We start from the raw sequence: 23,371 nt of genomic DNA on the forward strand, positions 1-23,371 counted from the left end.
ATGCTGAACCTCGCTGAATACCGCCAGCGGCCCGCACTGCTCGCCGACTGGCTGCCCTGGGCCGGACTCGTCGCGCGGGGTGTCGTCTTGAACAAGGACGGCAGTTTCCAGCGCACGGCCCGGTTTCGCGGGCCTGACCTCGACAGTGCCACGCAAGGCGAGCTGATCGCCACGTCGGCGCGCTTGAACAACGCGCTGCGCCGGCTGGGGTCGGGCTGGGCGCTATTCATCGAGGCCGAGCGCCGCGCCGCTGCCGACTACCCGCACTCGGAGTTTCCCGAGCCGCTTTCGTGGCTGGTGGACGAAGAACGCCGCTCGGCCTTCGAGGATACCGGCCATCACTTCGAGAGCGGCTATCACCTGACGCTGGTGTACCTGCCGCCCGAGGAATCGCGCGCCCGAGCCGCCAAGATGCTCTACGAGAACACGCCGACGAATGGCGTGGACTGGCGCGAGCGGCTGCAAGCCTTCGTCGCGGAAACGGATCGGGTCTTTGACCTGCTCGATGGCGTCATGCCGGAAATCGCCTGGCTCGATGACAGCCAGACGCTGACCTATCTGCACGCGACCATCTCGACGCGGCGTTACCGAATCGGTGTGCCCGAAGTGCCGTTCCACATCGACGCGCTGCTGACCGACTCGCCGCTGGTCGGTGGCCTCGCGCCCATGCTGGGCGACAAGCACCTGCGCGTGGTGTCGGTGCGCGGATTCCCGACCTCGACCTGGCCGGGGATTCTGGACGACCTCAACCGCCTGGGATTTGGGTATCGCTGGAGTACGCGCTTTCTGTGCCTCGACAAATCCGAGGCGGAACGGGAATTGGGGCGCCTGCGCCGCCAGTGGTTCGCCAAGCGCAAGAACGTCATCGCGCTGCTGCGCGAAACGATCTTTCAGCAGGAAAGCCCGCTGGTCGATACCGATGCGAACAACAAGGCTGCCGATGCCGATGCAGCCTTGCAGGAGCTGGGCAGCGATCAAGTCGCCTTCGGCTATCTGACGGCGACCGTCACCGTCATGGACGAGGACGCTGGCGCAGCCGACGAGAAGCTGCGCATGGTGGAGCGCGTCATCCAGGGGCGCGGGTTCGTGACCATCCCCGAAACGCTCAATGCCGTGGATGCGTGGCTGTCATCGCTTCCGGGCAACGCCTACGCCAACGTGCGCCAGCCCATCGTCTCGACACTGAACCTGGCGCACATGATGCCGGTGTCGGCGGTATGGGCCGGGCCGGAGAAGAACGACCACCTGGGCGGCCCGCCGCTGATCGTCACCCGCACCGATGGCGCGACGCCGTTCCGCCTGGTCACGCACATCGGCGACGTGGGCCACACGTTGGTCGCCGGCCCGACCGGCATGGGCAAGTCGGTCTTGCTCGCCACGCTGGCGATGCAGTTCCGCCGCTATCGCGGCTCGCGCATCTTCGCCTTCGACATGGGCCGCTCCATGCGGGCCGCCATCCTCGGCCTGGGCGGTGAACACTACGACCTGGGCACGGATGGCGAAATCGCCTTCCAGCCACTCGCGCGCATCGACCGTGAGGGCGACCGCACCTGGGCCGCCGAATGGATCGAAGGCCGCTTGCTGCACGAAGGCGTGGCGGTCGGCCCCGACGAGAAGGCGGCTATCTGGTCGGCGCTGGGAAGTCTCGCCGGTGCGCCGGTGGAGCAGCGCACGATGACGGGACTTTCCGTGCTGCTGCAATCGAATACGCTGCGGCAGGCGCTGTCGCCCTATGTGCTGGGTGGCGCCCACGGCAAGCTGCTGGACGCCGACCACGACCGGCTGGGCATGGCCGACGTGCAGTGCTTCGAGATGGAGGAGCTGATGCACAGCAAGGCCGCCGTCATGGCCGTGCTGCATTACCTCTTTGCGCGTTTCGATGAACGCTTTGACGGTGCGCCCACGCTGCTGATCCTCGATGAAGCGTGGCTGTTCCTCGATGACCCGGTGTTTGCCGCGCGCATCCGGCAGTGGCTCAAGACGCTCAGGAAGAAGAACGTCAGCGTCATCTTCGCCACGCAGAGCCTGGCCGACATCAAGGATTCGAGCATCGCGCCCGCGATCATCGAAAGCTGCGCAAGCCGCATCTTCTTGCCGAACACGCAGGCGACTGAGCCGCAGATTCGCACGATCTACGAGGGCTTCGGCCTCAACAGGCGGCAGATCGAAATCGTCGCCACCGCGCAGCCCAAGCGCGACTACTACTACCAATCCCGCCTCGGCAACCGCCTGTTCGACCTCGACCTGGGGCCGGCGGCGCTGGCGTTTGCGGGCGCTTCCACGCCGCAAGACCAGCGCGACATAGACCGCGTGCTGCTGGACGCCGGCGTGCCCGGCTTCGCGGGCGCCTGGCTGCGCCATCGCGGCCTCGATTGGGCGGCCGACCTGCTGCCCTCGTTCCCCGGCCTCGCGCCGGGTTCCCTGGCTGACCAACCCCTGGAGAACTTGTCATGAAAAAGCGCCTTATCGCCGCCTCCATTGCGGCCATGCTCTGCACTGCCACCGCCCATGCGCAATGGGTCGTGGTCGATCCGACGAACCTCGTGCAGAACACGCTGACCGCGATCCGCACGCTGGAGCAGATCAACAACCAGATCCAGCAGCTTCAGAACGAAGCGCAGATGCTGATGAACCAGGCGCGCAACCTCGCCAGCCTGCCGTCCAGCGTGGTGAACCAGTTGCGCGCCAACCTGGCGACGACCGAGCGGCTGATCGCGCAGGCCCGAGGCTTAGCCTACGACGTGACGAACCTCGATCGGGAGTTCGCGCGCCTGTACCCCGAGCAGTACGCCGCCACCGTCAGCGGCGACCAGATGTACCGCGACGCGCAGGAGCGTTGGCGGAACACGCTCAACGGCTTGCAAACCACCATGCAGATGCAGGCACAGGTGTCGCAGAACCTGGGCGAAGACGAAAGCGTGCTGGCCGATCTCGTTGGCAAGAGCCAGTCGGCCGAAGGCGCGCTGCAAGCGATGCAGGCCATGAACCAGTTGCTCGCCTTGCAGGCCAAGCAGTCGATCCAGTCGCAGCGGCTTCAGATCACGCAAGACCGGGCCGCCTCGCTGGAGCTGGCGCGGCAGGCGGCGGCCACGGAGCGCGCCCGCGAGGTGCGGCGGCGTTTCATGGGCGACGGCACGCCGTACACGCCGCAGTCCGTGAACTTCTACGGCAACTGACGGGAGGCCGCCATGCGATGCGTCCTCGTCCTGTGTGTCGCGCTGCTGGCCGCTTGCGGCGAGCAGCCGGCCGACCACCTTGCCGATGCCCTGGCCGCCGATCCCGCGCGGCTGAAGGCATTGCGCGCGCAATGCGCGGCCGACCGGCAGGCCACGGGCGAGGACGCTTGCCGTGCCGCCGCCGAAGCCTTCCGGCGGCGCTTCTTCTCCGGCCAGGCCGGGCCGGATGAGTACCAGACGCTGGCAGACCTGCCGCCGATCCCGCCGAGCTTCGAGGAGCCGACCGATGGCATGGCGCCGGCCGATCCCGCCGAACCGGAGGACACGCCATGAATGACGTGACCATCATCGACCAGTTCCTCAACACCTTTGCCGCTTATATCGACTCGGGTTTCGGGCTGCTGCGGGGCGAAGTGGCGTTCCTCACGGCCACGCTGATCGTCATCGACATGACGATCGCCGGCCTGTATTGGGCCATGAGCCATGCCACCGGCCAGGGCGAGGACGTGATCGCCAAGCTGCTGCGCAAGGTGCTCTACGTCGGTGCCTTCGCCTACATCATCAATAACTTCAACTGGCTGGCCAGCATCGTGTTCCGCTCGTTTGCGGGATTGGGCATCACCGCCACCGGCTCGGCCATCACGATGGAGAACTTCTTGCAGCCGGGCCGGCTGGCGAAAACCGGCATCGACGCTGGGGCGCCGATCCTGGAGCAGATCGGCGAGATGGCGGGCTTTCCCGAAGTGTTCGTGAACCTCGACCCCATCGTGGTGATGTTCCTCGCGTGGCTGGTCGTGGTCTTGTGCTTCTTCGTGCTGGCGATCCAACTGTTCATCACGCTCATCGAGTTCAAGCTAACCACGCTCGCGGGCTTCGTGCTGGTGCCGTTCGCGCTCTGGAACAAGACTTCGTTCCTGGCCGAAAAAGTCTTGGGCAACGTGGTTGCCTCCGGCGTCAAGGTGCTGGTGCTGGCCGTGATCGTCGGTATCGGCTCGGGCCTGTTCACTCAGTTCCAAGTCCATCCCGATGAGCCGTCCATCGACCATGCACTGGTCATCATGCTGGCCTCGCTCACCTTGCTGGCGCTGGGGATCTTCGGCCCTGGCATCGCCACGGGCCTTGTGTCCGGTGCGCCGCAGCTCGGCGCGGGCGCAATGGCGGGCGCGGCTATCGGCGCAGCCGGGACGGCGGTGGCCGTCGGTGCCGCCGCCACGGGTGTAGGCAGCGCGGTAGCCGCTGGCGCGCGCATGGCACCGGCTGCCGCCAAGCTGGCTGGCGCTGGTGCGCGTGCGGCCACGTCGGCGGCTGGCAGTGCGAAATCGGCGTTCCAGGCCGGCTCCGCCGCCGCAGGCGGTGGTGCGAAAGGCGCAATGGCGGGCTTGGGCAACGTCGCCAAGACAGGCGCGCAGGCAGCCGGGCGAGGCGCTGCATCTCGCGCCTCCGCAGCCGGGCAACGCATGGCTGCTCCCTTCCGCGCTGGCTGGAATGGCGCTGCGGCCGATAGTGGCGCAGGCGCGGCATCCGGTCAGGGTGCCGCAGGCGAGGCCGCATCCGGCACCGCCACCGCGCAGACGCAGGAACAGCCCGCTTGGGCCAAGCGCCTGCATCGCCGCCAGCAACTCACCCATGCCGCGACTACTACCGCCCACGCCTTGCGCGGTGGCGATGGCGGCGGCTCCGGGCAAGGCCCGAGCCTGCGCGATTCCGATTCATAAGGAGAACTGACCATGCGATTCAAGAAACCGCAGGTGCGCTATGCCGACACGCCGCAGCCTGCCACGCCGTATCAAGCTGCCGGCCAGGTGTGGGACGACCGTATCGGCACGCCGCGCGTGCAGGCGAAGAACTGGCGGCTGATGGCCTTCGGCTGCCTGACGCTCGCGCTGCTGATGGCCGGCGGCCTGGTGTGGCGCTCGGCGCAGTCCATCGTGACGCCCTACGTGGTGGAGGTGGACAACGCAGGCCAGGTGCGCGCCGTGGGCGAAGCCGCCACGCCGTACCGGCCCAGCGATGCACAGACCGCGTACCACCTAGGCCGCTTCATCGGCCTGGTGCGCTCGCTGTCCATCGACCCCATCGTTGTCCGCCAGAACTGGCTCGACGCCTACGACTACACGACCGACAAGGGCGCGGCCGTGCTCAACGACTACGCGCGCGTGAACGACCCGTTCGCGCGTATCGGCAAGGAGTCGGTGACGGTGCAGATCACGAGCGTCGTGCGCGCTAGCGACACGTCTTTCAACGTGCGCTGGACGGAACGCCGGTACGTCAATGGCGCCACGGCCGGGCTGGAACGGTGGACGGCCGTGGTGTCCATCGTGCTCCAACCGCCGCGCACCGAAGAACGCCTGCGCAAGAACCCCCTGGGCATCTACGTCAACGGCTTGTCGTGGAGCCGCGAGTTGGATTCTTCCGAAGGAGCCAAACCATGAACCTGTCTTTCCGTATTTACGTTTCCGTGCTGACGCTTGCGGCCCTGGCGGGCTGCGCCACGCAGGGCAAGCCGCCGCCCGTGATTTCGCTTGATGAGCCGGTGCAGGCCCAGCCGCTGCCTGAACTACCCGCGCCTGTGGAAGTGGTGGCTGTGCCCGAGGTGCTACCGATGCCGGCGCAGTTGAAGCCGTTGCCCGAAGCCGATGACGCCAAGCCCACGCCGGAGCCGGCAGACGAGAAGGTGCGTGTCTCGCGCGCCAATGCCGAGGCCCGCGTCGCGCCCACGCGCGAGGGCTACGTCAACGCGATTCAGGTGTGGCCTTTCACGGATGGCGCGCTCTATCAGGTCTATGCGGCCGTGGGCCGCGTGACCGTGGTTTCGCTCCAGCCGGGCGAGGAACTGGTAACGGTGGCCGCTGGCGATACCGTGCGCTGGATCGTGGGCGACACATCGAGCGGTAGCGGTGCCGACCTGCGCGTGAACGTGCTGGTCAAGCCGATCCGCTCGGGCCTCAAGACCAATCTCGTCATCACCACCAATCGCAGGACATACCTGCTGGAGCTGGCTTCGACGGAAAAGACGTGGATGGCATCGGCTTCTTGGGAGTATCCGCGCGACCGGATGCTGGCCTTGCAGCGCCAGGCACAGGCGGCCAGCGCCGCCGCGCCGGTGGATTCCGGCTTGTCGCTGGAGAACCTGCGCTTCCGCTACGCGGTCAGCGGCAGCAACCCGCCGTGGAAGCCGCTGCGCGCGTTCGACGACGGGCAGAAGGTCTATATCCAGTTCCCCGCCGGCATCGCGCAAGGCGAGCTGCCGCCGCTGTTCGTGATCGGGCCGGAAGGCGGCGGGCAACTGGTCAATTACCGCTTCCGCTCGCCGTATTACATCGTGGATCGGCTGTTCGGCGCGGCCGAACTGCGCCTGGGCGGTGACAAGGGCGACGTGGTGCGGATTGAGCGCACGGACGGCGTTGCGCGGAGGAACTGACCATGAGCCAGGACGACACCCCCGACCTCGCCACGCCGCAGGCGGGCAAGGTCGCGCCCGAGGCGGTGACGCTGCGCGCCCAGCCGCGCCCGGTCACGCGCCTGAACCGGCGCACGCTGGCCATCCTCGTAGGCGGCCTGTCGGTCGCCGTGCTCGGGGCCACGATCTGGTCGCTGCAACCGCAGCGGCGCGGAGCCAGCGAACAGACCGAGCTTTACAACGTCGATCGCGTCTCGAAGTCCGAAGGGCTGGACGGCCTGCCTTCGGACTACTCGAAGCTGCCGCCGAAAGTGCCGGAGCTGGGGCCGCCGCTGCCGGGCGACCTCGGCCCGGCCATCGTGAACTCACAGCAGCCGGCCGTGGCCGCCTACGCAGCCCCTGGCCACGATCCCAACGACGCCTTGCGCAAGGAGGCGGAAGCCGCTGCGGCTTCGTCGGTGTTCTTCCGCTCGGGCGGCCAAGGCGAGGCGACCGCCACGGTGGCGCAAGCGGCGCCGGGTGCCGGTGGTGCCAGCGCGCTCGCGGCCTTCGACCCGCTTGCCGCAGGGCCGGCCTCGACGGCGGCCCAGCCTGCCGACCCAACCGCCGTGCAAAACCGGCAAGACCAGAAAGAGGCGTTCCTGAAAGCCGGTTCTACGGAAACCCGCAATTCCGGCAACCTGGCGCTGCCGACATCGCCATATCAGGTGATGGCCGGGACGGTGATCGCGGGTGCGCTGGTGACGGGCATCAAGTCGGACTTACCGGGCGACGTGATCGGCACCGTCACGGAGCCGGTCTATGACACGGCCACCGGCAAGTTCCTGCTGATCCCGCAGGGATCGCGCATCTTGGGCAAATACAACAGCCAAGTCAGCTACGGGCAGAGCCGCGTGCAGGTGGTGTGGAATCGCATCATCCTGCCGGACACGTCATCGCTGACACTCGACAACCTTGTGGGCACAGATCCTGCGGGCTACTCGGGCCTGGAAGATGACGTGGACTGGCATTGGAAGCGCATCGTCGCCGGCGCAGTGCTGACGACGTTGCTGGGCGTCAGCGCCGAACTGGCCGCACCGGAGAATCGGCAGGACGGCAACCGCATCGTCATCGCCGGGCGTGACAGCGCACAGGACAGCATCAATCAGGTCGGCCAGGAGATCACCCGGCGCAACATGAACATCCAGCCGACGCTGACCGAGCGGCCGGGCCTGCCGGTGCGGATCATCGTCAACCGGGATCTAGTGCTGCGGCCCTACCAGCCGCTGTTCTTCAATCGGGGAGCTTCGCAATGAGCGCGACCAAGAAGCTGCGGCTCGGGCCGCTGCCCAAGACCGAAAGCGTCAAACTGACCTTTGCCTGCCCGGCCAGCTTGAAAGCCGACCTCGACCGCTACGCCGCGCTGCACGCGCAGGCGTATGGCGAGGCGGTCGATGCCGTGACGCTGATCCCGCACATGCTGGAGGCGTTCATGGTGGGGGATCGGGGATTCAAGCGCACACAGCCCAAGAACGGAAAAGCCGCCCCTGCGTGAACAGGGGCGGCTTTGGATTGGTGCCCGAGGCCGGAATCGAACCGGCACGCCTTTCGGCGAGGGATTTTCTTACCACTTCGACTTTCGCCGCCGCCCTGCTCAACGCAGGGCGTTCGTGGTCTGGAGCACGCCTTCACCATAGCCTTGCGGCCGTAGGTGCCCGCCGTCTGCTCTCTACACCTTCCCAAGCTGTAGCTTGGGCTTGGCTCGGCGTTGGCTCGGATGCAAAAGCATCCAGGGCGTTCGCCGACTTTGACGGGCTTCACTTCGGGCGTTTCCCCCCGAAGGCTCAAATTGTTCAAGTCCCTTGTGTCTACCGATTTCACCACTCGGGCGTAGTGCTCAACGCACTGAAAACACCTACCTCCATCTACTGGCGCCTAGCTGGCCCCTGGCCGTCAAGCCTAGCTGCAAAGCTACAGCTCGGATGCCCGCAAACCGTTGTCACTATTGACCTTCTGGCTCGGTAGTTCTAGCAGAAAGGACTTGACAAAACAGATTTTAAGTCCGCTATGTTTACCAATTTCATCACCCCGGCAAGGGCACGCATTCTAACATCCCCCACCGAGATACGTCAGTTGGGTATCATGGGGGTATGCACGCACTGTGCGCGTCAACGGAGATCGCCCATGCTGGAGAATCTCGACCGCATCGCCCTGTCGCTCGACGCCATCGAAACCGCCGCCCGCGACGTCGCCATGCATTCCCCCCAGAACGCGCAAGCCCTCTACACCGCGCTCATGGAAATCCGTAACGCCATCGCACTCGTCGCTCAGGAAGTCGTGCGCCTCGAACACGAACTCCACGGCCCCCTGCAAGGCCACAATCATCCCCCCGGCAACGGACAATCGTGACATCCCACGCTTCCCCGCCGTCAGACGCGTCACACCCCGCGTCGTCAGCCCCCAGTTCCACTACCCCCAACCCCACCGAACGCCCCACCTGCTGGGACCTTGCGCTCGCCTTCGGCACCGTCGGCGCGACCGGCTTCGGCGGTGTCCTGCCGTGGGCACGCCGTATGGTGGTCGACCAGCGCCACTGGCTCACCGACCGGGAATTCGCTGAATTGCTCCCGCTCGCGCAACTCCTGCCCGGCCCCAACGTCGCCAATATCGCCACCGTCCTCGGCCGTCGCTTTCGCGGCCCGCGAGGAGCCGCCGCTGCCGTTGCAGGTCTCTATTTCTGCCCGACCATCGTCATCATCCTGATCGGCTTCGCTTACGCCAAGTGGGGACAGACACCCCTCGTCCAACACCTGCTGTCCGGCCTGATGCCTGCGGCGACCGGTCTGGTGATTGCGACGTCGGTGCGTCTACTTGCCGGGTTAAAACGCCACTGGACGATACTCGCGTTCGCCGCCGCAACCTTCCTCGGCAGTTTCGTTTTCGGACTGCCGCTGTTACTGGTCCTCGGGGTGCTCGGCCCTTGCGCGATCCTGAGTGCCTATCGACTTGAGCGGCTCGACAAGCGCGACCGGCAGCATCATCAAGGCGACGCCACGCCCTGACCATCATGACCACGCTCATCGATCTGTTCCTGCATGGCTCGCTCTGGTCGCTGCTCGCCGTCGGTGGCACCAACGTCACGCTCGCCGACATCCATCGCTACGCCGTCGACACCCGACACTGGATTACCGACGCCCAGTTCGTCACCTTCTTCTCGCTCGCGCAGGCCGCGCCCGGCCCCAACGGCATGGCCGTCACCCTGATCGGCTTGCAAGCCGCCGGACTGCCCGGCGCATTCACCGCCACGCTCGCCAAATGCGCCCCGAGTTCGCTCCTTGCGTATCTGGTTGGCGGATGGGTGGACCGTCACGAACACTCACCCTGGGTCCGCGCCGTACGCGCCGGTCTCGCGCCAATCACCGTCGGTCTGCTCGCCGCCAGCAGCGCGCTGCTCGCCCGGGAGGTCGATATCAACGTGGCGCGCGGACTCGTGACGCTCGTCGCGGTCGGCATCACCCTGCGCACCCGCTGGAACCCGCTGTGGCTCATCGCCGCAGGCAGCCTGCTCGGCCTCACTGGCTGGTTGATGTAGGCATCCTCCGACACAGCGCTCAGGCTTATGGCGCGCAGCGATGCAGGCAGACGACCGCCAGCGTCAACCGTCGTTACGAACCGTCACATACTGGCCCCAAACTGGGGGTACATGACGCCCCGGCAACGGGTCTACAATAGGCAGCACGTTTCACAGCACGGTGTGTCCCCGGATATTTCCTATGACCGTCCCCTGTTGTACGTCGCAAGCCGAGGCGCCCTCAGGCACCTCCCCCAATGCATCCCCCTCGCGGACCGCTCGCGATGGGCCGTCTGCCAATGCGGCGACGGCCTCGCAGATCACGTCGCCGGTCACGTCGCCCGTCACGTCGCCGGTCACCTCGCTGCATGCTCGCTTCGACGCCGTGCGTGCCGCGTCCGTCGCCTTCGCGCAAGGCCTCTCGGACGCCGATGCCACCGTGCAGTCGATGCCCGACGCGAGCCCCATCAAGTGGCACCTGGCCCACACCACCTGGTTTTTCGAGACGTTTCTGCTGAGCGAGGCGAACGTTGCGGCCGGGCGACCCGCCCCCCGTTACCGCCCCTACGACCCCCGCTTCGCCTACCTCTTCAACTCGTATTACGAAGCCGCCGGTCCACGTCATCCGCGTCCGCAGCGCGGGCTGCTCACACGCCCCACGCTCGACGAAGTGCTCGCCTATCGCCGCCACGTCGACGCTGCCATGCACGCGCTCTTGCAACAGCCCGATCTCGCGCCCGACACCGTCGCGCTCATCACGCTCGGCCTGCATCACGAAGAGCAGCATCAGGAGTTGATGCACACCGACCTGCTGCATCTCTTCGCGCAGAATCCGCTGCGTCCCGCCCATCGTCCGCCATCGGCAGCGCTTCACGCGAGTGCACCGCTGCAATGGATCGAGCACGGCGGCGGTCAACACAGCATCGGGCATCCGGGTGACGACAGCCGTTCTGGCGGTCACTTCGCCTTCGATTGCGAGACGCCCGCGCACGACGTTTTGGTCCGACCGTTCGCGATTGCGTCGCGCGTGGTAACGAACGGCGAATGGCGCGACTTCATCGAAGACGGCGGCTACCGCATGGCCGGACTCTGGCTCTCGGACGGCTGGGCGACGGTACAGCGTGAAGGCTGGGGACATCCGCTTTACTGGGAGCTGCACGACGGCGAATGGCAGTCGATGACGCTCGCAGGCATGCAGCCCGTCGACGACGACGCCCCAGTGCAACACGTGAGCTATTTCGAAGCGGATGCCTTCGCGCGCTGGGCGGGCAAGCGTCTGCCGACAGAACAAGAGTGGGAGGTGGCGGCAAGCGGCAGTGGCCGTACTTCGTCACCAATGCAACCCACGATGGAGCAGCGCTTTGGCCCGGTATGGCAATGGACGGCCAGTCCATACGTCGCATACCCGGGATTCCGGACGGCATCGGGGGCCGTCGGCGAGTACAACGGCAAGTTCATGTGCGGACAGTTCGTGCTGCGCGGCGGATCGCTCGCCACGCCGCCGGGCCACGCACGCGCCACGTACCGTAACTTCTTCTACCCGCATCAGCGCTGGCAGTTCTGCGGCCTGAGGCTCGCGGAGGACCGCTGATGTTGCAAGCTACACAATCCCAACAAGCCACGGCGTTCGTTTGCCCGTCATTGCCGGAAAACGCCTTTGCCACCGACGTGCTCGCCGGTCTCGGTCACACGCCGAAGACGCTGCCCAGCGTCTGGCTGTACGATCAGCGCGGCAGCGAACTCTTCGAAGAGATCACCGGCCTCGACGAGTACTACCAGACGCGCACCGAAACCACCCTGCTCGGCGAGTGCTCCGCCGCCATCGCCGATGTCGTCGGACCAAACGCCGTCGTCGTGGAGTTCGGCAGCGGGTCGAGCCGTAAGACACCGTTGCTGCTCGACGCCCTCGTGACGCCACGCGCGTATGTCCCCGTCGACATTGCCGATGACTTTCTGGACGACGCCGTCGCCACACTCGCGCGCCGCTGTCCCGGCATTCCGATGCTACCGGTGCGTGCCGACTTCACCCGCCCGTTCCACCTCCCGCCGCAGTTGCACAACACGCAAGGGCCACGCCTCGGCTTCTTCCCCGGCTCGACGATCGGCAACTTCGCGCCCGCACAGGCGGCCGCCTTCCTCGCGCATGTCGGCAAGATGCTCGGACCGCACCGACGCATGGTCGTCGGCGTGGACGCGTGCAAGGATCCCGCCGTGCTGTTGCCCGCGTACGACGACGCGCGCGGGGTGACGGCGCAGTTCGATCTGAACGTACTCGTGCGCATCAACCGCGAACTCGACGGCGATCTGCCGCTGGACGCCTTCCGTCACGAAGCCCGCTTCAACGCGAAGGCTAGCCGCATCGAGATGCATCTGGTCGCACAGCGCGCATTCTCGGCCACCGTCCTCGGCCATCGCTTCGATTTCTCGGCAGGCGAGTCCATCCATACTGAGAACTCCTACAAATATGGACAGACGGAGTTCCGCGCACTCGCGAACTCCGCCGGATGGGATATCGAGCGCGTCTGGCTCGACGCCCGCTCGCGCTTCGCCGTCTACCTGCTGCGCCCCGCCAACGGGGAGTGATCCGGGGGCCGTCTCCACAAGGCGTTGAAAGAAAATGCGCCTCGGAGGCTAAAGTTTTTACGCCGTTGTGCCGTTGATGCATGCAGACTCACGCTGCCCGCCATGGACGTGACAAACGTCCGGCGGGACAGCCCATCTCACAGCGCACGGCCATGACCGCAGCGCACCGTTGATACGAATCGCTGCACATGACTTCACGCGCAATGGGGATGCACGTGGCACGGGCTCCGGCGGCTCCGCCTGTGGCCCGCCTCACTCACACGGGCACTCGCACCGACACTCGACCGGCCGACGCGACTTCGTTCGCGTGGGGCGGACACGCTTTCTCCGCGACCGGGAGCCGGTCACGATGAGCCGCATCGCCCTTACGCTCTCCGACAGCGCACTGGCCGACCTGCAAAAGGATTTCGACGCCTTCGTGCGCATCTCCGCTGCCGTCGACCGTCACTTCACGCCGCCGCCGTTCGACGACTTCCTGCGCGCCCGCCTGCTCGACAGCACCGTGCCGCTCACCGAAGCCGCCGTCGCCCAACTGCTCGCGGGGGGCCACTACGCATGGGCCAAACGCACGTTCGACAAGCAGTTTCCGGACGTCGTTTCGATCATCCTGAATCAGGCGCGTCAGCACGGGTTCTATTTCGTCTCGCGCCCGGAATGGTCGCGCGAAGACATGGCGCGTCAGGCCAGCCGCTGGGCCGAGGGCATCGTGCGGGAAGCGAAGGGAGAGGAGCGCATCGTGGAATCGCTCGCCGGTCAGATCGTGACGTCGGCGCAGGACCTGCGAACGCTGGAGGCCACGTTGCAGACGCCCGCATGGCGCACCGCGTCGGTGCTGCGCGAACGGGTGTTCGAAGCCAAGCGCGCGGTCGAAACCGCCCGCTCGCTGCAAGCCCGCGAAAAGCTTGGTGAGCTGCGCGCGCTGCTCGATCTTGCCGTCATTTACGGCTCGGTCGGCGCTCAGGAAGCGGATCAGATTCTGGAGTATCTGGGCGTGCTGCGTCCCGAATTGTTCAACGACGATCCGGGTGTCTTCGAGCGCATCGCCGCCTGGTTGCGACGCCTGCTCACGCCGAGCGTGCCGCGCCCCGCGCCCGTACAGGACGCTCAGGTGCCGACGCTTGGCACCGAAGCATCGCATCAGAGCGCCGACACTCTGCAAACGCCCGTCACGCGCTAGGCGTTTCAGGCACCCCCTTCAACGTCAGCGGTTAAAGATCAGCGCCACCCCCGCGCTGGCGATCAGCGCACCCCACCAGGCGCCCGCTGCCGGACGCTGCCGGGTGCGAATCCACAGCAGCGGCAACACCATCACCGGCGTGGTCGCCGAGAGCGTCGCGATGACGCCCGTGTTGCCATGCCCCATGCCATACAGCAGCAACGTCATGCCGACGGCCACGCCGACGAAGCCGGAGGCCGCTGTGAGCGCGAGCGTGCCCGGCGTAAAGTCCGAGAAGATGCCTCGCCCGCGTCGCGCCGCAAGGATCGTCAACCCGAGCGCCGACACGCCAACACGCACCGCCGACGCCCCCACCGGATCCACGCCAGCCGCCATCACGGGCTTGGCGATGAGCGTCCCGATCGAGTGGCACAGCGCCGCCGTCAACCCGATGGCGACACCCACGCGCACGTCGCCGCGTACCGACTCCCAGTGGTGCGCATCCTCGCGACGGCCGCCGAAGGCGATGGCTAGCGCCACCCCGGCTGTCACCAGCGCAACGCCCGCAACCGCCCGCCAGCCCAGCGCTTCGCCTAGCCAGAAGTACCCAAGTACGGCCGTCATCGGCGCATTGGTTGCAAAGACGATGGAGTTGCGTCGCGGCCCCAGGCGCCCGAGCGACGTGTAAAGAATCGTGTCGCCCACGAGAATGCCGATCAGCCCCGACGCTGTGAGCCGCAACCATTGTTCTAGCGACAGCGCCGGCCAGCCGCGCAGCACCGCGAGTGCGAACAGCAGCATCGCGAAGACCAGCAGCATGCGGGCGTAGTTGAAGGGGAACGAACCGGCCTGACGGACAGGCGTGATGGCGATCATGCCGCTGCAAGCCCAGCAGAGGGCGGCACCGAGCGCGGCGAGGTAGGCGAGTTGGGTTGTCATGGTCAGGGGGCGGACGGCGTGGAGCCGCAACCGCCCCCGCCGTTGGGACGCCATTATACGAGTGACATGCCCCAATCGGGGGCATGCGTTGCTCGCCAACCTCAGGACTGCGCAGTGCCTCTCTCGTCAGAGCTCTTCGTCGAGCCGATGCAACGCGTCGAACATCGCCCGGTATGCCGCCGCAACCCCATACGCGCCACGCAACATCCGCAGCCGCGACGGCACGTCCGGCTCGCCCGCGTCTTCGACCCATTGCGCGAGCAGCGCCGTGCCACCGCACACGCTCGCGTCATGCCGGGCATGCGCGCAGACGGCCGCGAAGCCGTCGGCCGCCGACGGATAGCGCTGCGCGAGCGCCTCGAACTGCGCTTCGATCTCGCTGGCCGCGCGCACCGTTGCGGGCGCCTGACACAGCGCACAACACCCGACGTAAGCGGGCATGTCACCCGCCGCGCCGATGATGAAGTCGATCAGCGCGTGCGTCGCATCGAAGGCACCGCTGTCCAGAAACGTGCGCGCCGCCGGGCCGCATCGCAACAACCCTGCGGCCAGCATCGTCGACTGACCGCGCTGCTCCCGGTACTGACGTAGCAGCAGCGGCCGCAGCGCCGCGTCGGTGCAGCGCTCCACCGCAATGCGATTATGGACATCGGCCCCTGCCGCGCGATGGTAGAGCTGCGCGAGAAACGCCAGTACCTGAATGTCGCTCGACTCGCCCGCGAGGAAACGCGTCCAGAACGGTGACGCGAAAATACCGCGCACCCATGCGTCGCAGATCTGCCCGAACGCCGGCACGATGTCCTGACTGTCGCGAGGTGTTGCAGGCAACACGTGCACCAGTGCTTCGTCGACAAGCGTTGCCAGCCACGTCCCGCGCACAGGTGCTTGCGCCAGCAACACGCCATGCTTCATGCGTTCGAGCCACAACGCCGTGTCGACGGGCGCCTCGTGCAGCGTGCACGACACCTCATAGGACGATACGGTCACGGCGTCCGGTGCACATGTCCATTGCGCGTGCGGCGAGGCGATCACCCACACCGCGCCACCCGCCGACACCGACGCCTCTCCGCCCGCATCGTCTTGGGCGCGCAACACCGGGCGAGTCGCAACGGCGCTCATCGGACGATGGCTCCAAGCAACGTCAGACATTCGGGCGCGATGCTGCGCACCACGTCCACCCTCAACGAGCAGCCGCCATCGCCGCCCATACCCGGCGGCTGTGCGGCCTCGACCACCGCCAGGCGACGGCTCGTGCGCGGCTTGCTACGTACGGCACTGGCACGGCTCGCAGGCTCCGACACCTCGGGCGACGCCGCTGAGCCGTGCGACGTTGACGCCTTGGGCGACTCCAGGACTACGGGAAGAAAGGGAAATGGCATCGGCGACGCATTTGACGTACGGGGTGGCATGTCGGCTCCTGTCGGGGGTGAATCGGGAATGGATCGGCAGAACGCCTACCTTAGGAAATCCGGACGGCCTTGGGAAAGAACCGAATCTCTAGGACGCTTCACATTGCAAGGAATGTGAACTGTCCGAAATCGCTGGGCGGCCGCTCAAAGTCAGCCTTTCCGTGCTACGGGACGTCTCGCGAAACGATGGAAATTTTCAGTGTTCGCCCGAGTGTTTTTGAGAGTTTTCCCAAGAACAATTGGCAATTTTGGAAAGACATTACCCGCGAGAGGGACGCCGAAAGCGGTGCCACATTGGCCAGATTCTCCGCGTCGATGCGTCGCCATGCCGCATCGTCATGCGCGCAACCCTTCCGCGATCGCCCTCGGGGCGCGAGTACAATCGGCCGCATGCGATACGTCGCCACACGAGGAGTGACAGCCATGCACCTTTACCAGCGTCTGCCGATGTTTGTTTTCGAAATTGAAGCTTGCGAAAACCTCAAATACATCACGATGGCGATTCGCTTCAATCTGGATCGTAACGGCCAGCATCTGTCGCTGGCGGACTGGCAACGCCTGCCGCAGGAAGCCCGTGAGACGCTCGCGTCGTGCGTGCCGGGCGACGAGGATTTTGCGGCGCGACTCGACGAGATCGCGCGCGATCATCTGGGGCAGGCCGTCGAGCGCAGTGTCGACGCCGCCCCCACGGCGTGGCAGGACATGAACGCCCTGCCGCCGGGGTTGCTCAAGCAATGCGAGATGGCCGACCTGCTGGTGCCGGACGTCGGCGACTGGGGCACGCTCACGCCGTTTCGCCGGTACGTCCTCACGAAGCTGTCACGGCGCGACACGCTCAATCACTGCTTCGTGCCCGCCATGCTCGAATTCGGACTCGCGCAGACGCAAGCCGAACTCTGAACTGCGCGCCAGCACATCGACGCGCCGGTTTCAGGTCACCGGCGCCGGGTTGAACAACGTAAGCGCGTTGTGCAGCCCCCATCGCTCGGCCCACGTCTTTTCACCGCTTGCGACGGCCAGCATCAGGTGGAACAACTGCCAGCCCACGTCTTCGATGGTGGCCTCGCCCGTGGCGATCCGTCCGGCATCCACATCCATCAAATCGTGCCAGCGACGCGCCAGATCCGAGCGCGTCGCCACCTTGATGACGGGCACCTCGGCGAGTCCATAAGGCGTCCCACGCCCGGTCGTGAACACATGCAAATTGATACCTGCGGCCAGTTGCAGCGTGCCGCAGATGAAATCGCTCGCGGGCGTCGCGGCGTAAATCAGCCCGCGCTGGTGTTCACGGTCGAGCTTCGCGCCCGGGGAAATCACGCCGTGAATGGGCCCGCTGCCCGACTTCACAATCGACCCCATCGCCTTCTCGACGATATTGGACAACCCGCCGCGCTTGTTGCCCGGCGTGGTGTTGGCACTGCGGTCGACGCGCCCGCGCTCCAGGTATGCGTCGTACCAGGCCATCTCGCGAATCATCGCCTCGGCCACTTCCGGTGTGGCCGCGCGTGAAGTCAGTTGGTCGATGCCGTCGCGCACTTCGGTGACTTCGGAGAACATGACGGTCGCACCCGCGCGCACGAGCAGATCGGTGGCAAAGCCCACGGCCGGGTTGGCCGTCACGCCGGAGAACGCGTCGCTGCCACCGCACTGCACGCCGACGATCAGCTCCGACGCAGGCACCGTCTCGCGTTGACGCACGTTGAGCCGCTCAAGATGCGTACGCGCCATCGTCAGGATCGAATCGATCATCGACAGAAAGCCGACGTGTGCATCGTCCTGAAGACAAACGGTGTCCGGCTTCCCGTCGGCATCGGTGCTGCCGATGGGAATGCTGCCCACCGGAAGCAGACGCTCCGGCTGCAACTTCTCGCAGCCGAGACTCACGACCATCACTTCGCCGCCAAAGTTGGGATTGGTGGAGATGTTGCGCAGCGTGCGGATCGGGACGATGGCGTCCGGTGCGTCGATGGCCACGCCGCAACCATATGTGTGCTCCAGAGCGACGACGTCGTCGACGTTCGGATACTGGGGCAGCAACGTCTCCTTGATGCGTTTGACGGCGAACTCCACCACGCCTGCCACGCACTGCACCGTGGTCGTGATGGCGAGGATGTTGCGCGTGCCGACCGAGCCATCGGCATTCCGATAGCCCTTGAACGTGAAGCCGTCAAGCGGCGGCAATTCGGCAGGCACGCGCGTGCTGATCGGCAGACGGTCGAGCGACGGCGCTTCGGGCATCGCGATGTTCCGCTCGTTGACCCAACTGCCTGCGCTCAGATCGCGCGCCGCGTAGCCGATGACCACGCCGTAGCGAACCACCGCAGCGCCTGCGGCCAGATCGATCAGCGCCACCTTGTGGCCCTGCGGTACAGCATCGATGAGCGTGAGTCCGTCCGCAAACCGACTACCCGCGGGCAAGCCGCCGTCGTTCACCACGATGGCGACGTTGTCCTCTGCCTGCATCCGAATGTAGCGCGGCGCGTCTCTCCCGCCGGCCGTCTCCTGCGTTGCTGCCATGTCCCTCACCCCTCCCATCTCATCCCGCCAGCCCCGCGTTCCACGACGTTCGCCTTTCTCGATACCTGCGATCTGTCGCATCACCCGGGCCATGACACAAAAACCACGGGCGGTCGTTGATGTTCGCTCAACCACCCGTCACTTATGTGTCATCATACATCTAGAACCCCAGCAATGCGTGGCTTTACGGGCCTCTGCGCGAATCGGGAAAAACCCTTCCCACGCCTTTTGCGGGTTTATCCCACTGCCATTCGACGGGTCAGCCTCTTGTCCGGTCTCATCACATGTTATACGATGACATATAACTCAGCGCCGAGCGCTGGTTGAGCGCCTTCTTTATTCATCGAATCCGGCCCATCAGCCGACAGGAACTCTTGAAATGACTGCACCTCAAGAACTCAAGCAAATCGTCTCGGACGGCTTGTTGTCTTTCCCCGTGACCGACTTCGACGCGAACGGCGACTTCAACGCACGCGGCTACGCCGAGCGTCTGGAGTGGCTCGCGCCGTTCGGCGCGACGGCGCTCTTCGCCGCCGGCGGCACGGGCGAATTCTTCTCGCTCACGCCGCAGGATTACAGCGCCGTGATCAAGACGGCCGTCGACACGTGTGCGGGCAAGGTGCCGATTCTCGCGGGCGCGGGTGGCCCGACCCGTCTGGCCATCGAGTACGCAAAGGAAGCCGAGCGTCTGGGCGCGAAGGGTGTGCTGCTCATGCCGCACTACCTGACGGAAGCCAGCCTCGACGGCATTGCCGCGCACGTCGAACAGGTCTGCAAAGCCGTGAACATCGGCGTGATCGTCTACAACCGCGCGAATTCGAAGCTCGGCGCGGACCAACTGGAGCGTCTGGCCGAGAACTGCCCGAACCTGATCGGCTTCAAGGACGGCGTGGGCGACATCGAGCGCATGGTGCAGATTCGTCGCCGCATGGGCGATCGCTTCTCGTATCTGGGTGGCCTGCCGACGGCAGAAGTCTACGCAGCGGCCTACCGCGCGCTGGGCGTGCCGGTGTACTCGTCGGCTGTGTTCAACTTCATTCCGAAGACGGCGATGAAGTTCTACCGCGCGGTGTGCAACAACGATCAGGAGACCATCGGCCACCTGCTCGACGTGTTCTTCCTGCCGTACCTGGAGATTCGCAACCGTCGCGCAGGCTACGCCGTGAGCATCGTCAAGGCGGGTGCCAAACTGGTCGGTCACGACGCCGGTCCGGTGCGCGCACCGCTGACCGACCTGCTGCCGGACGAACTCGCCGCGCTCGACGCGCTGATCAAGAAGGTCGAAGGCTAAGGGGCGCCGCATGCAGATTACCGGTGAGATGTTGATCGGCCGCGCCGACGTGCGCGGCAGTGCGGGAACGCTTGAAGCGTTCGACCCGTCGCGTGGCGAACGCCTGACGCCGTCGTTCGGCGCGGGCACCGTGCAGGACGTCGAGCGTGCGTGCGAACTGGCGCGCGCGGCTTTCGATCCGTTCCGCGCGTTGCCGCTGGCGAAGCGCGCCGAGTTTCTGGAAGCCGTCGCGCAGGCCATCCTCGATCTGGGTGACACCCTGATCGAACGCGGCCACGCCGAGACCGGCCTGCCCGTTGCCCGTCTGCAAGGTGAGCGCGGACGCACCGTCGGCCAGTTGCGGATGTTCGCCCGCGTGGTGCGCGACGGCCATTTCCTCGACGCCACCATCGACCCCGCGCAACCGGCACGCGAACCGCTGCCGCGCAGCGACCTGCGTCTGTCGAAGATCGGTCTTGGCCCCGTGGCGGTGTTCGGCGCGAGTAACTTCCCGCTGGCGTTCTCCGTGGCGGGGGGCGATACGGCGTCGGCATTCGCGGCGGGTTGCCCGGTGATCGTGAAGGCACACTCCGCGCATTTGGGAACGTCGGAGCTCGTGGCACGCGCCGTGCGCTCGGCCGTGCAGAAGCTCGATTTGCCGGAAGGCGTGTTCTCGCTGCTCGTCGGCGAGCGTGCCGTGGGCGAGGCACTGGTGGCGCATCCCGCGATCGCGGCCGTCGGTTTCACCGGTTCGCGTAATGGCGGTCTCGCACTGCAACGCATCGCCCAGTCGCGCACGGTGCCGATTCCCGTGTATGCCGAGATGAGCAGCATCAACCCGGTGTACCTGTTGCCCGAAGCGCTGGCCGCACGCGGCGACGCCATCGCGAAGGGTTTCGTCGATTCGCTGACGATGGGCGTCGGTCAGTTCTGCACGAATCCCGGGCTGGTGCTGGGCCTCGCGGGCGACGCGCTCGAACGTTTCTGCCAGACGGCATCCGACGCGCTGGCAGCCAAGGCCGCAGGCACCATGCTCACGCCGGGCATTCATCAGGCGTATGACAAGGGTGTCGCGCGTCTGGCCGATGAACCGAACGTGACGCTCGTCGCGCGCGGTCAGGCGGGCGGCGCATGTCAGGGTCAGGCGGCCCTGTTCCGCACGACGGCCGCCGAGTTTCTCGCCACCCCCGCGCTGCACGACGAAATGTTCGGGCCTGCGTCGATCGTGATTGCTTGCAACACCGTCGACGAAATGATCGCCATCACGGAACGTCTGGAAGGTCAGTTGACGGCCACGCTGCAACTCGACGCTGGCGACACGGCTAACGCTCGCCGTTTGCTGCCGAGTCTGGAACGTCGCGCCGGACGCATTCTCGCCAACGGTTTCCCGACCGGCGTCGAGGTGTGTCACGCGATGGTGCACGGCGGCCCGTTCCCGGCGACGTCGAACGCGATGTTCACGTCTGTCGGCGCATCGGCCATCGATCGCTTCCTGCGCCCCGTCTGCTATCAGGATCTGCCGGACGCTCTTTTGCCTGAAGCCTTGCAGGAGCGCAATCCGCTCGGTCTGTGGCGACTTCGCGATGGCGCGCTCGCACAAGCGTAATCGCAATCGCTGTCCCGCAATGACAAACGCCCTCGGATTCGAGGGCGTTTGTTTTGGTGCGACGTACGGATAGAAAGCGACGGTCGTTATGAAGCCTTATGCGGCGACTGCAGCGAGGTTACGTCCGGCAGCACCAACATCCCATAAAGCGGCGCGACGGGGCCGTCGGCCAGTGCTTTCGCCACGGCCTTGAGATCGGTCGACCCCGGCGCCCCGATGAGCGCATAGCCGATCTGTCCCTTGCGCCACGTCACCACGCCCATCTTGTCGATCTGCTGCTCCGCCACGCTCTGATCGGGACGCGTATCGCGCACCACACACAGCGCCACGGGATCGCCCGTCGCCGGGAGATACACCATCTGCACCAGCGCCCGGTCCTGCCAGCGCAGACGCTGCACGCGCTTGAACGTCAGGCCCTGCGAACGCAGGTCGGGCACGCTGATGTCGAGCTTGTCGTTCTCATGGATCTCGTTGACGGTGCGCTCGGTGTCGCTGTCGTCGACGTGAATCGACGCCACCGTGTCACGCGCATACAACTGCTGATACTCGGCCGCTGCGCGCACCCATGTCCGGCCCTGCGCGGGCGCAGGGGTGACAGAGGCGGTCATGAAGCCCCCCGCACCCGAGCGATTCAGCACGCCCGACATCAACGGCAGCGTAATCGCCGTCGCCGCAACACCCGCCGCGAAGGCCGCCGCGAGCCACCACGGGCGCACGCGTCGTCCGGCAGGCGCATCGTTGGCAGCGGGCACGTTGTGCGTCGTGTCGACACGCACGGGCTGCAACGGTAGCGATGTCGTAGATTTAATGGCGTCGGGTGCGTGCGTGTCCTGTTGAACCGACTGAGTCGGCGGCGAGGCCTGACGTTGCGCGTGTTCGCGCAGGAGTGCGTCGAGACCGGCGCTCAGGCTCTGCGGCACCGGCGGAATCACTTGCGCCGCGAACGTCTCGAGATACGGCAGACGCGAGGCCCGCAACGACGCAACCGCGTCGGCCAGTTCGGGCGACGCGGCAATGGCCGCTTCCACTTCCGCACGCTCCGCCGGAGGCAGTGCGTCGTCCACGTAAGCGAGCAGGCGGATATCGTCTTCGTTCATCACGCGTCCTCCTCACGTGCGCCAGCGGCCGAGCCACCCCGAAGGGTGCGCTCTGCCGTGCGGGGTTGCCCCTCGGGGTTACGAAACTGGTCGCCGATAGTACGGCGTGCGCGTGACAGACGGCTCATGACCGTGCCGATGGGCACGTCGAGCACTTCTGCCGCTTCCTGATAACTCATACCCTCCACCGCCACGAGCAGCAACACGAGACGTTGCGCTTCGGGCAGACGGTCGACCGCACCGAAGACCTGATGACAACTGGCCAGTTCTTCGGGCGTGGATGCCTGAAAATCGGGAATCGCATCGACGTCGGCTTCGTCCCACGCCAGACTGCCGCGCGAACGCACGCGCCGCGCGCGGATCTCGTTGATCCACGTCGTATGCACGATGCTGAACATCCAGCTCAACGCCGAGGATCCCGGCTGCCACTGGTGCACGCGCTCCAGCGCGTGCACGCAAGCGCGTTGCACAAGATCCTCGGCATCATGGCGATCGCCCGTAATGCGCAAGGCGAACGCCCAGAGGCGTGGCAGCAAGCCCGGAAGCAAGCTGGGTAAATCCTGACCGGTCATCGGCGAATTTCCTGGCGGAGGGTGCGTGACGGCCACCCAGTCCGAAGCATCGCCAGCGAGTACCGCTGGCACCTGCCGCGAAATTATACTGAGCCG

At 66.1% G+C, this 23,371-nt stretch carries 23 protein-coding genes; 17 read left to right on the forward strand and 6 right to left on the reverse strand.

Annotation, left to right across the window (positions count from 1 at the left end):
- The 14 genes from trbE (at position 1) to NTU39_RS22065 (ending at position 13,886) form a co-directional block, all read left to right on the forward strand.
- On the forward strand, positions 1-2,454 hold the full coding sequence (trbE, locus tag NTU39_RS22000; RefSeq protein WP_057380744.1) for a conjugal transfer protein TrbE: 2,454 nt from the start codon (positions 1-3) through the stop codon (positions 2,452-2,454).
- A complete protein-coding gene (trbJ, locus tag NTU39_RS22005; RefSeq protein ID WP_257958572.1) occupies positions 2,451-3,176 on the forward strand; it encodes a P-type conjugative transfer protein TrbJ in 726 nt (241 codons plus the stop codon). The genes trbE and trbJ overlap by 4 nt, the downstream gene beginning before the upstream one ends.
- Before the next feature lie 12 nt (positions 3,177-3,188).
- Positions 3,189-3,509: an EexN family lipoprotein gene (locus tag NTU39_RS22010; protein WP_257958573.1), complete on the forward strand. Its 321-nt coding sequence runs from the start codon at positions 3,189-3,191 to the stop codon at positions 3,507-3,509.
- Positions 3,506-4,891 carry a P-type conjugative transfer protein TrbL gene (gene trbL / locus NTU39_RS22015; protein ID WP_257958574.1) on the forward strand — a complete coding sequence of 462 codons (1,386 nt, stop codon included), beginning with the start codon at positions 3,506-3,508 and terminating at the stop codon, positions 4,889-4,891. The genes NTU39_RS22010 and trbL overlap by 4 nt, the downstream gene beginning before the upstream one ends.
- A gap of 12 nt (positions 4,892-4,903) precedes the next feature.
- Positions 4,904-5,608: a conjugal transfer protein TrbF gene (trbF, locus tag NTU39_RS22020; protein ID WP_057386250.1), complete on the forward strand. Its 705-nt coding sequence runs from the start codon at positions 4,904-4,906 to the stop codon at positions 5,606-5,608.
- The gene (gene trbG / locus NTU39_RS22025) at positions 5,605-6,597 is read left to right on the forward strand and encodes a P-type conjugative transfer protein TrbG (protein WP_057380740.1); all 993 of its coding nucleotides are present in this window, start codon (positions 5,605-5,607) and stop codon (positions 6,595-6,597) included. The genes trbF and trbG overlap by 4 nt, the downstream gene beginning before the upstream one ends.
- Positions 6,598-6,599: 2 nt before the next feature.
- Positions 6,600-7,871: a TraB/TrbI/VirB10 family type IV secretion system protein gene (locus NTU39_RS22030; RefSeq protein ID WP_057380739.1), complete on the forward strand. Its 1,272-nt coding sequence runs from the start codon at positions 6,600-6,602 to the stop codon at positions 7,869-7,871.
- Complete coding sequence (locus NTU39_RS22035; RefSeq protein WP_057386249.1) at positions 7,868-8,110, forward strand: DUF2274 domain-containing protein; 243 nt, start codon at positions 7,868-7,870, stop codon at positions 8,108-8,110. The genes NTU39_RS22030 and NTU39_RS22035 overlap by 4 nt, the downstream gene beginning before the upstream one ends.
- 629 nt (positions 8,111-8,739) lie before the next feature.
- Complete coding sequence (locus tag NTU39_RS22040; protein ID WP_150664454.1) at positions 8,740-8,964, forward strand: hypothetical protein; 225 nt, start codon at positions 8,740-8,742, stop codon at positions 8,962-8,964.
- A complete protein-coding gene (locus NTU39_RS22045) occupies positions 8,961-9,617 on the forward strand; it encodes a chromate transporter (RefSeq protein WP_257958575.1) in 657 nt (218 codons plus the stop codon). The genes NTU39_RS22040 and NTU39_RS22045 overlap by 4 nt, the downstream gene beginning before the upstream one ends.
- A gap of 5 nt (positions 9,618-9,622) precedes the next feature.
- A complete protein-coding gene (locus tag NTU39_RS22050; RefSeq protein WP_246184565.1) occupies positions 9,623-10,147 on the forward strand; it encodes a chromate transporter in 525 nt (174 codons plus the stop codon).
- Positions 10,148-10,328: 181 nt separating this feature from the next.
- A complete protein-coding gene (gene egtB, locus NTU39_RS22055; protein WP_257958576.1) occupies positions 10,329-11,717 on the forward strand; it encodes an ergothioneine biosynthesis protein EgtB in 1,389 nt (462 codons plus the stop codon).
- Positions 11,717-12,709 carry an L-histidine N(alpha)-methyltransferase gene (egtD, locus tag NTU39_RS22060; RefSeq protein ID WP_150664457.1) on the forward strand — a complete coding sequence of 331 codons (993 nt, stop codon included), beginning with the start codon at positions 11,717-11,719 and terminating at the stop codon, positions 12,707-12,709. Before egtB ends, egtD begins: the two co-directional genes overlap by 1 nt.
- Before the next feature lie 349 nt (positions 12,710-13,058).
- Positions 13,059-13,886, forward strand: coding sequence for a DUF4088 family protein (locus NTU39_RS22065; RefSeq protein WP_257958577.1), 828 nt, complete (start codon positions 13,059-13,061; stop codon positions 13,884-13,886).
- Between the two features lie 24 nt (positions 13,887-13,910).
- On the opposite strand, the gene NTU39_RS22070 is transcribed toward NTU39_RS22065, so the two are convergent.
- The 3 genes from NTU39_RS22070 to NTU39_RS22080 all read right to left on the reverse strand — a co-directional run bounded on the left by NTU39_RS22070 (position 13,911) and on the right by NTU39_RS22080 (position 16,183).
- Positions 13,911-14,804, reverse strand: coding sequence for a DMT family transporter (locus tag NTU39_RS22070; protein ID WP_257958578.1), 894 nt, complete (start codon positions 14,802-14,804; stop codon positions 13,911-13,913).
- 126 nt (positions 14,805-14,930) lie between these two features.
- The gene (locus NTU39_RS22075; RefSeq protein WP_150664460.1) at positions 14,931-15,923 is read right to left on the reverse strand and encodes a hypothetical protein; all 993 of its coding nucleotides are present in this window, start codon (positions 15,921-15,923) and stop codon (positions 14,931-14,933) included.
- Positions 15,920-16,183: a hypothetical protein gene (locus NTU39_RS22080; RefSeq protein ID WP_150664461.1), complete on the reverse strand. Its 264-nt coding sequence runs from the start codon at positions 16,181-16,183 to the stop codon at positions 15,920-15,922. Before NTU39_RS22080 ends, NTU39_RS22075 begins: the two co-directional genes overlap by 4 nt.
- Positions 16,184-16,636: 453 nt before the next feature.
- Here NTU39_RS22080 and NTU39_RS22085 point away from each other — a divergent pair, with 453 nt between their 5' ends.
- Entirely contained in the window at positions 16,637-17,113 is a 477-nt protein-coding gene (locus tag NTU39_RS22085; protein ID WP_257958579.1) for a nitrate reductase associated protein, read from the forward strand.
- Positions 17,114-17,143: 30 nt separating this feature from the next.
- Here the strand turns inward: NTU39_RS22085 and garD are convergent, their stop codons facing one another.
- Positions 17,144-18,730, reverse strand: coding sequence for a galactarate dehydratase (gene garD, locus NTU39_RS22090; protein WP_257958581.1), 1,587 nt, complete (start codon positions 18,728-18,730; stop codon positions 17,144-17,146).
- A gap of 379 nt (positions 18,731-19,109) precedes the next feature.
- Here garD and kdgD point away from each other — a divergent pair, with 379 nt between their 5' ends.
- Positions 19,110-20,021, forward strand: a complete 912-nt coding sequence (kdgD, locus tag NTU39_RS22095; protein ID WP_150664464.1) for a 5-dehydro-4-deoxyglucarate dehydratase — start codon at positions 19,110-19,112, stop codon at positions 20,019-20,021.
- Positions 20,022-20,031: 10 nt separating this feature from the next.
- Positions 20,032-21,606: an aldehyde dehydrogenase (NADP(+)) gene (locus tag NTU39_RS22100; protein ID WP_257958583.1), complete on the forward strand. Its 1,575-nt coding sequence runs from the start codon at positions 20,032-20,034 to the stop codon at positions 21,604-21,606.
- Positions 21,607-21,692: 86 nt separating this feature from the next.
- Here NTU39_RS22100 and NTU39_RS22105 read toward each other — a convergent pair whose 3' ends face one another.
- Both NTU39_RS22105 and NTU39_RS22110 read right to left on the reverse strand, forming a co-directional pair.
- The gene (locus tag NTU39_RS22105) at positions 21,693-22,703 is read right to left on the reverse strand and encodes an anti-sigma factor family protein (protein WP_257958585.1); all 1,011 of its coding nucleotides are present in this window, start codon (positions 22,701-22,703) and stop codon (positions 21,693-21,695) included.
- Positions 22,703-23,275 carry an RNA polymerase sigma factor gene (locus NTU39_RS22110; protein WP_150664466.1) on the reverse strand — a complete coding sequence of 191 codons (573 nt, stop codon included), beginning with the start codon at positions 23,273-23,275 and terminating at the stop codon, positions 22,703-22,705. The genes NTU39_RS22105 and NTU39_RS22110 overlap by 1 nt, the downstream gene beginning before the upstream one ends.
- Between the last annotated feature and the right edge of the window lie 96 nt (positions 23,276-23,371).

This window comes from Pandoraea commovens (assembly GCF_024704525.1).
Lineage (GTDB): Bacteria > Pseudomonadota > Gammaproteobacteria > Burkholderiales > Burkholderiaceae > Pandoraea > Pandoraea commovens.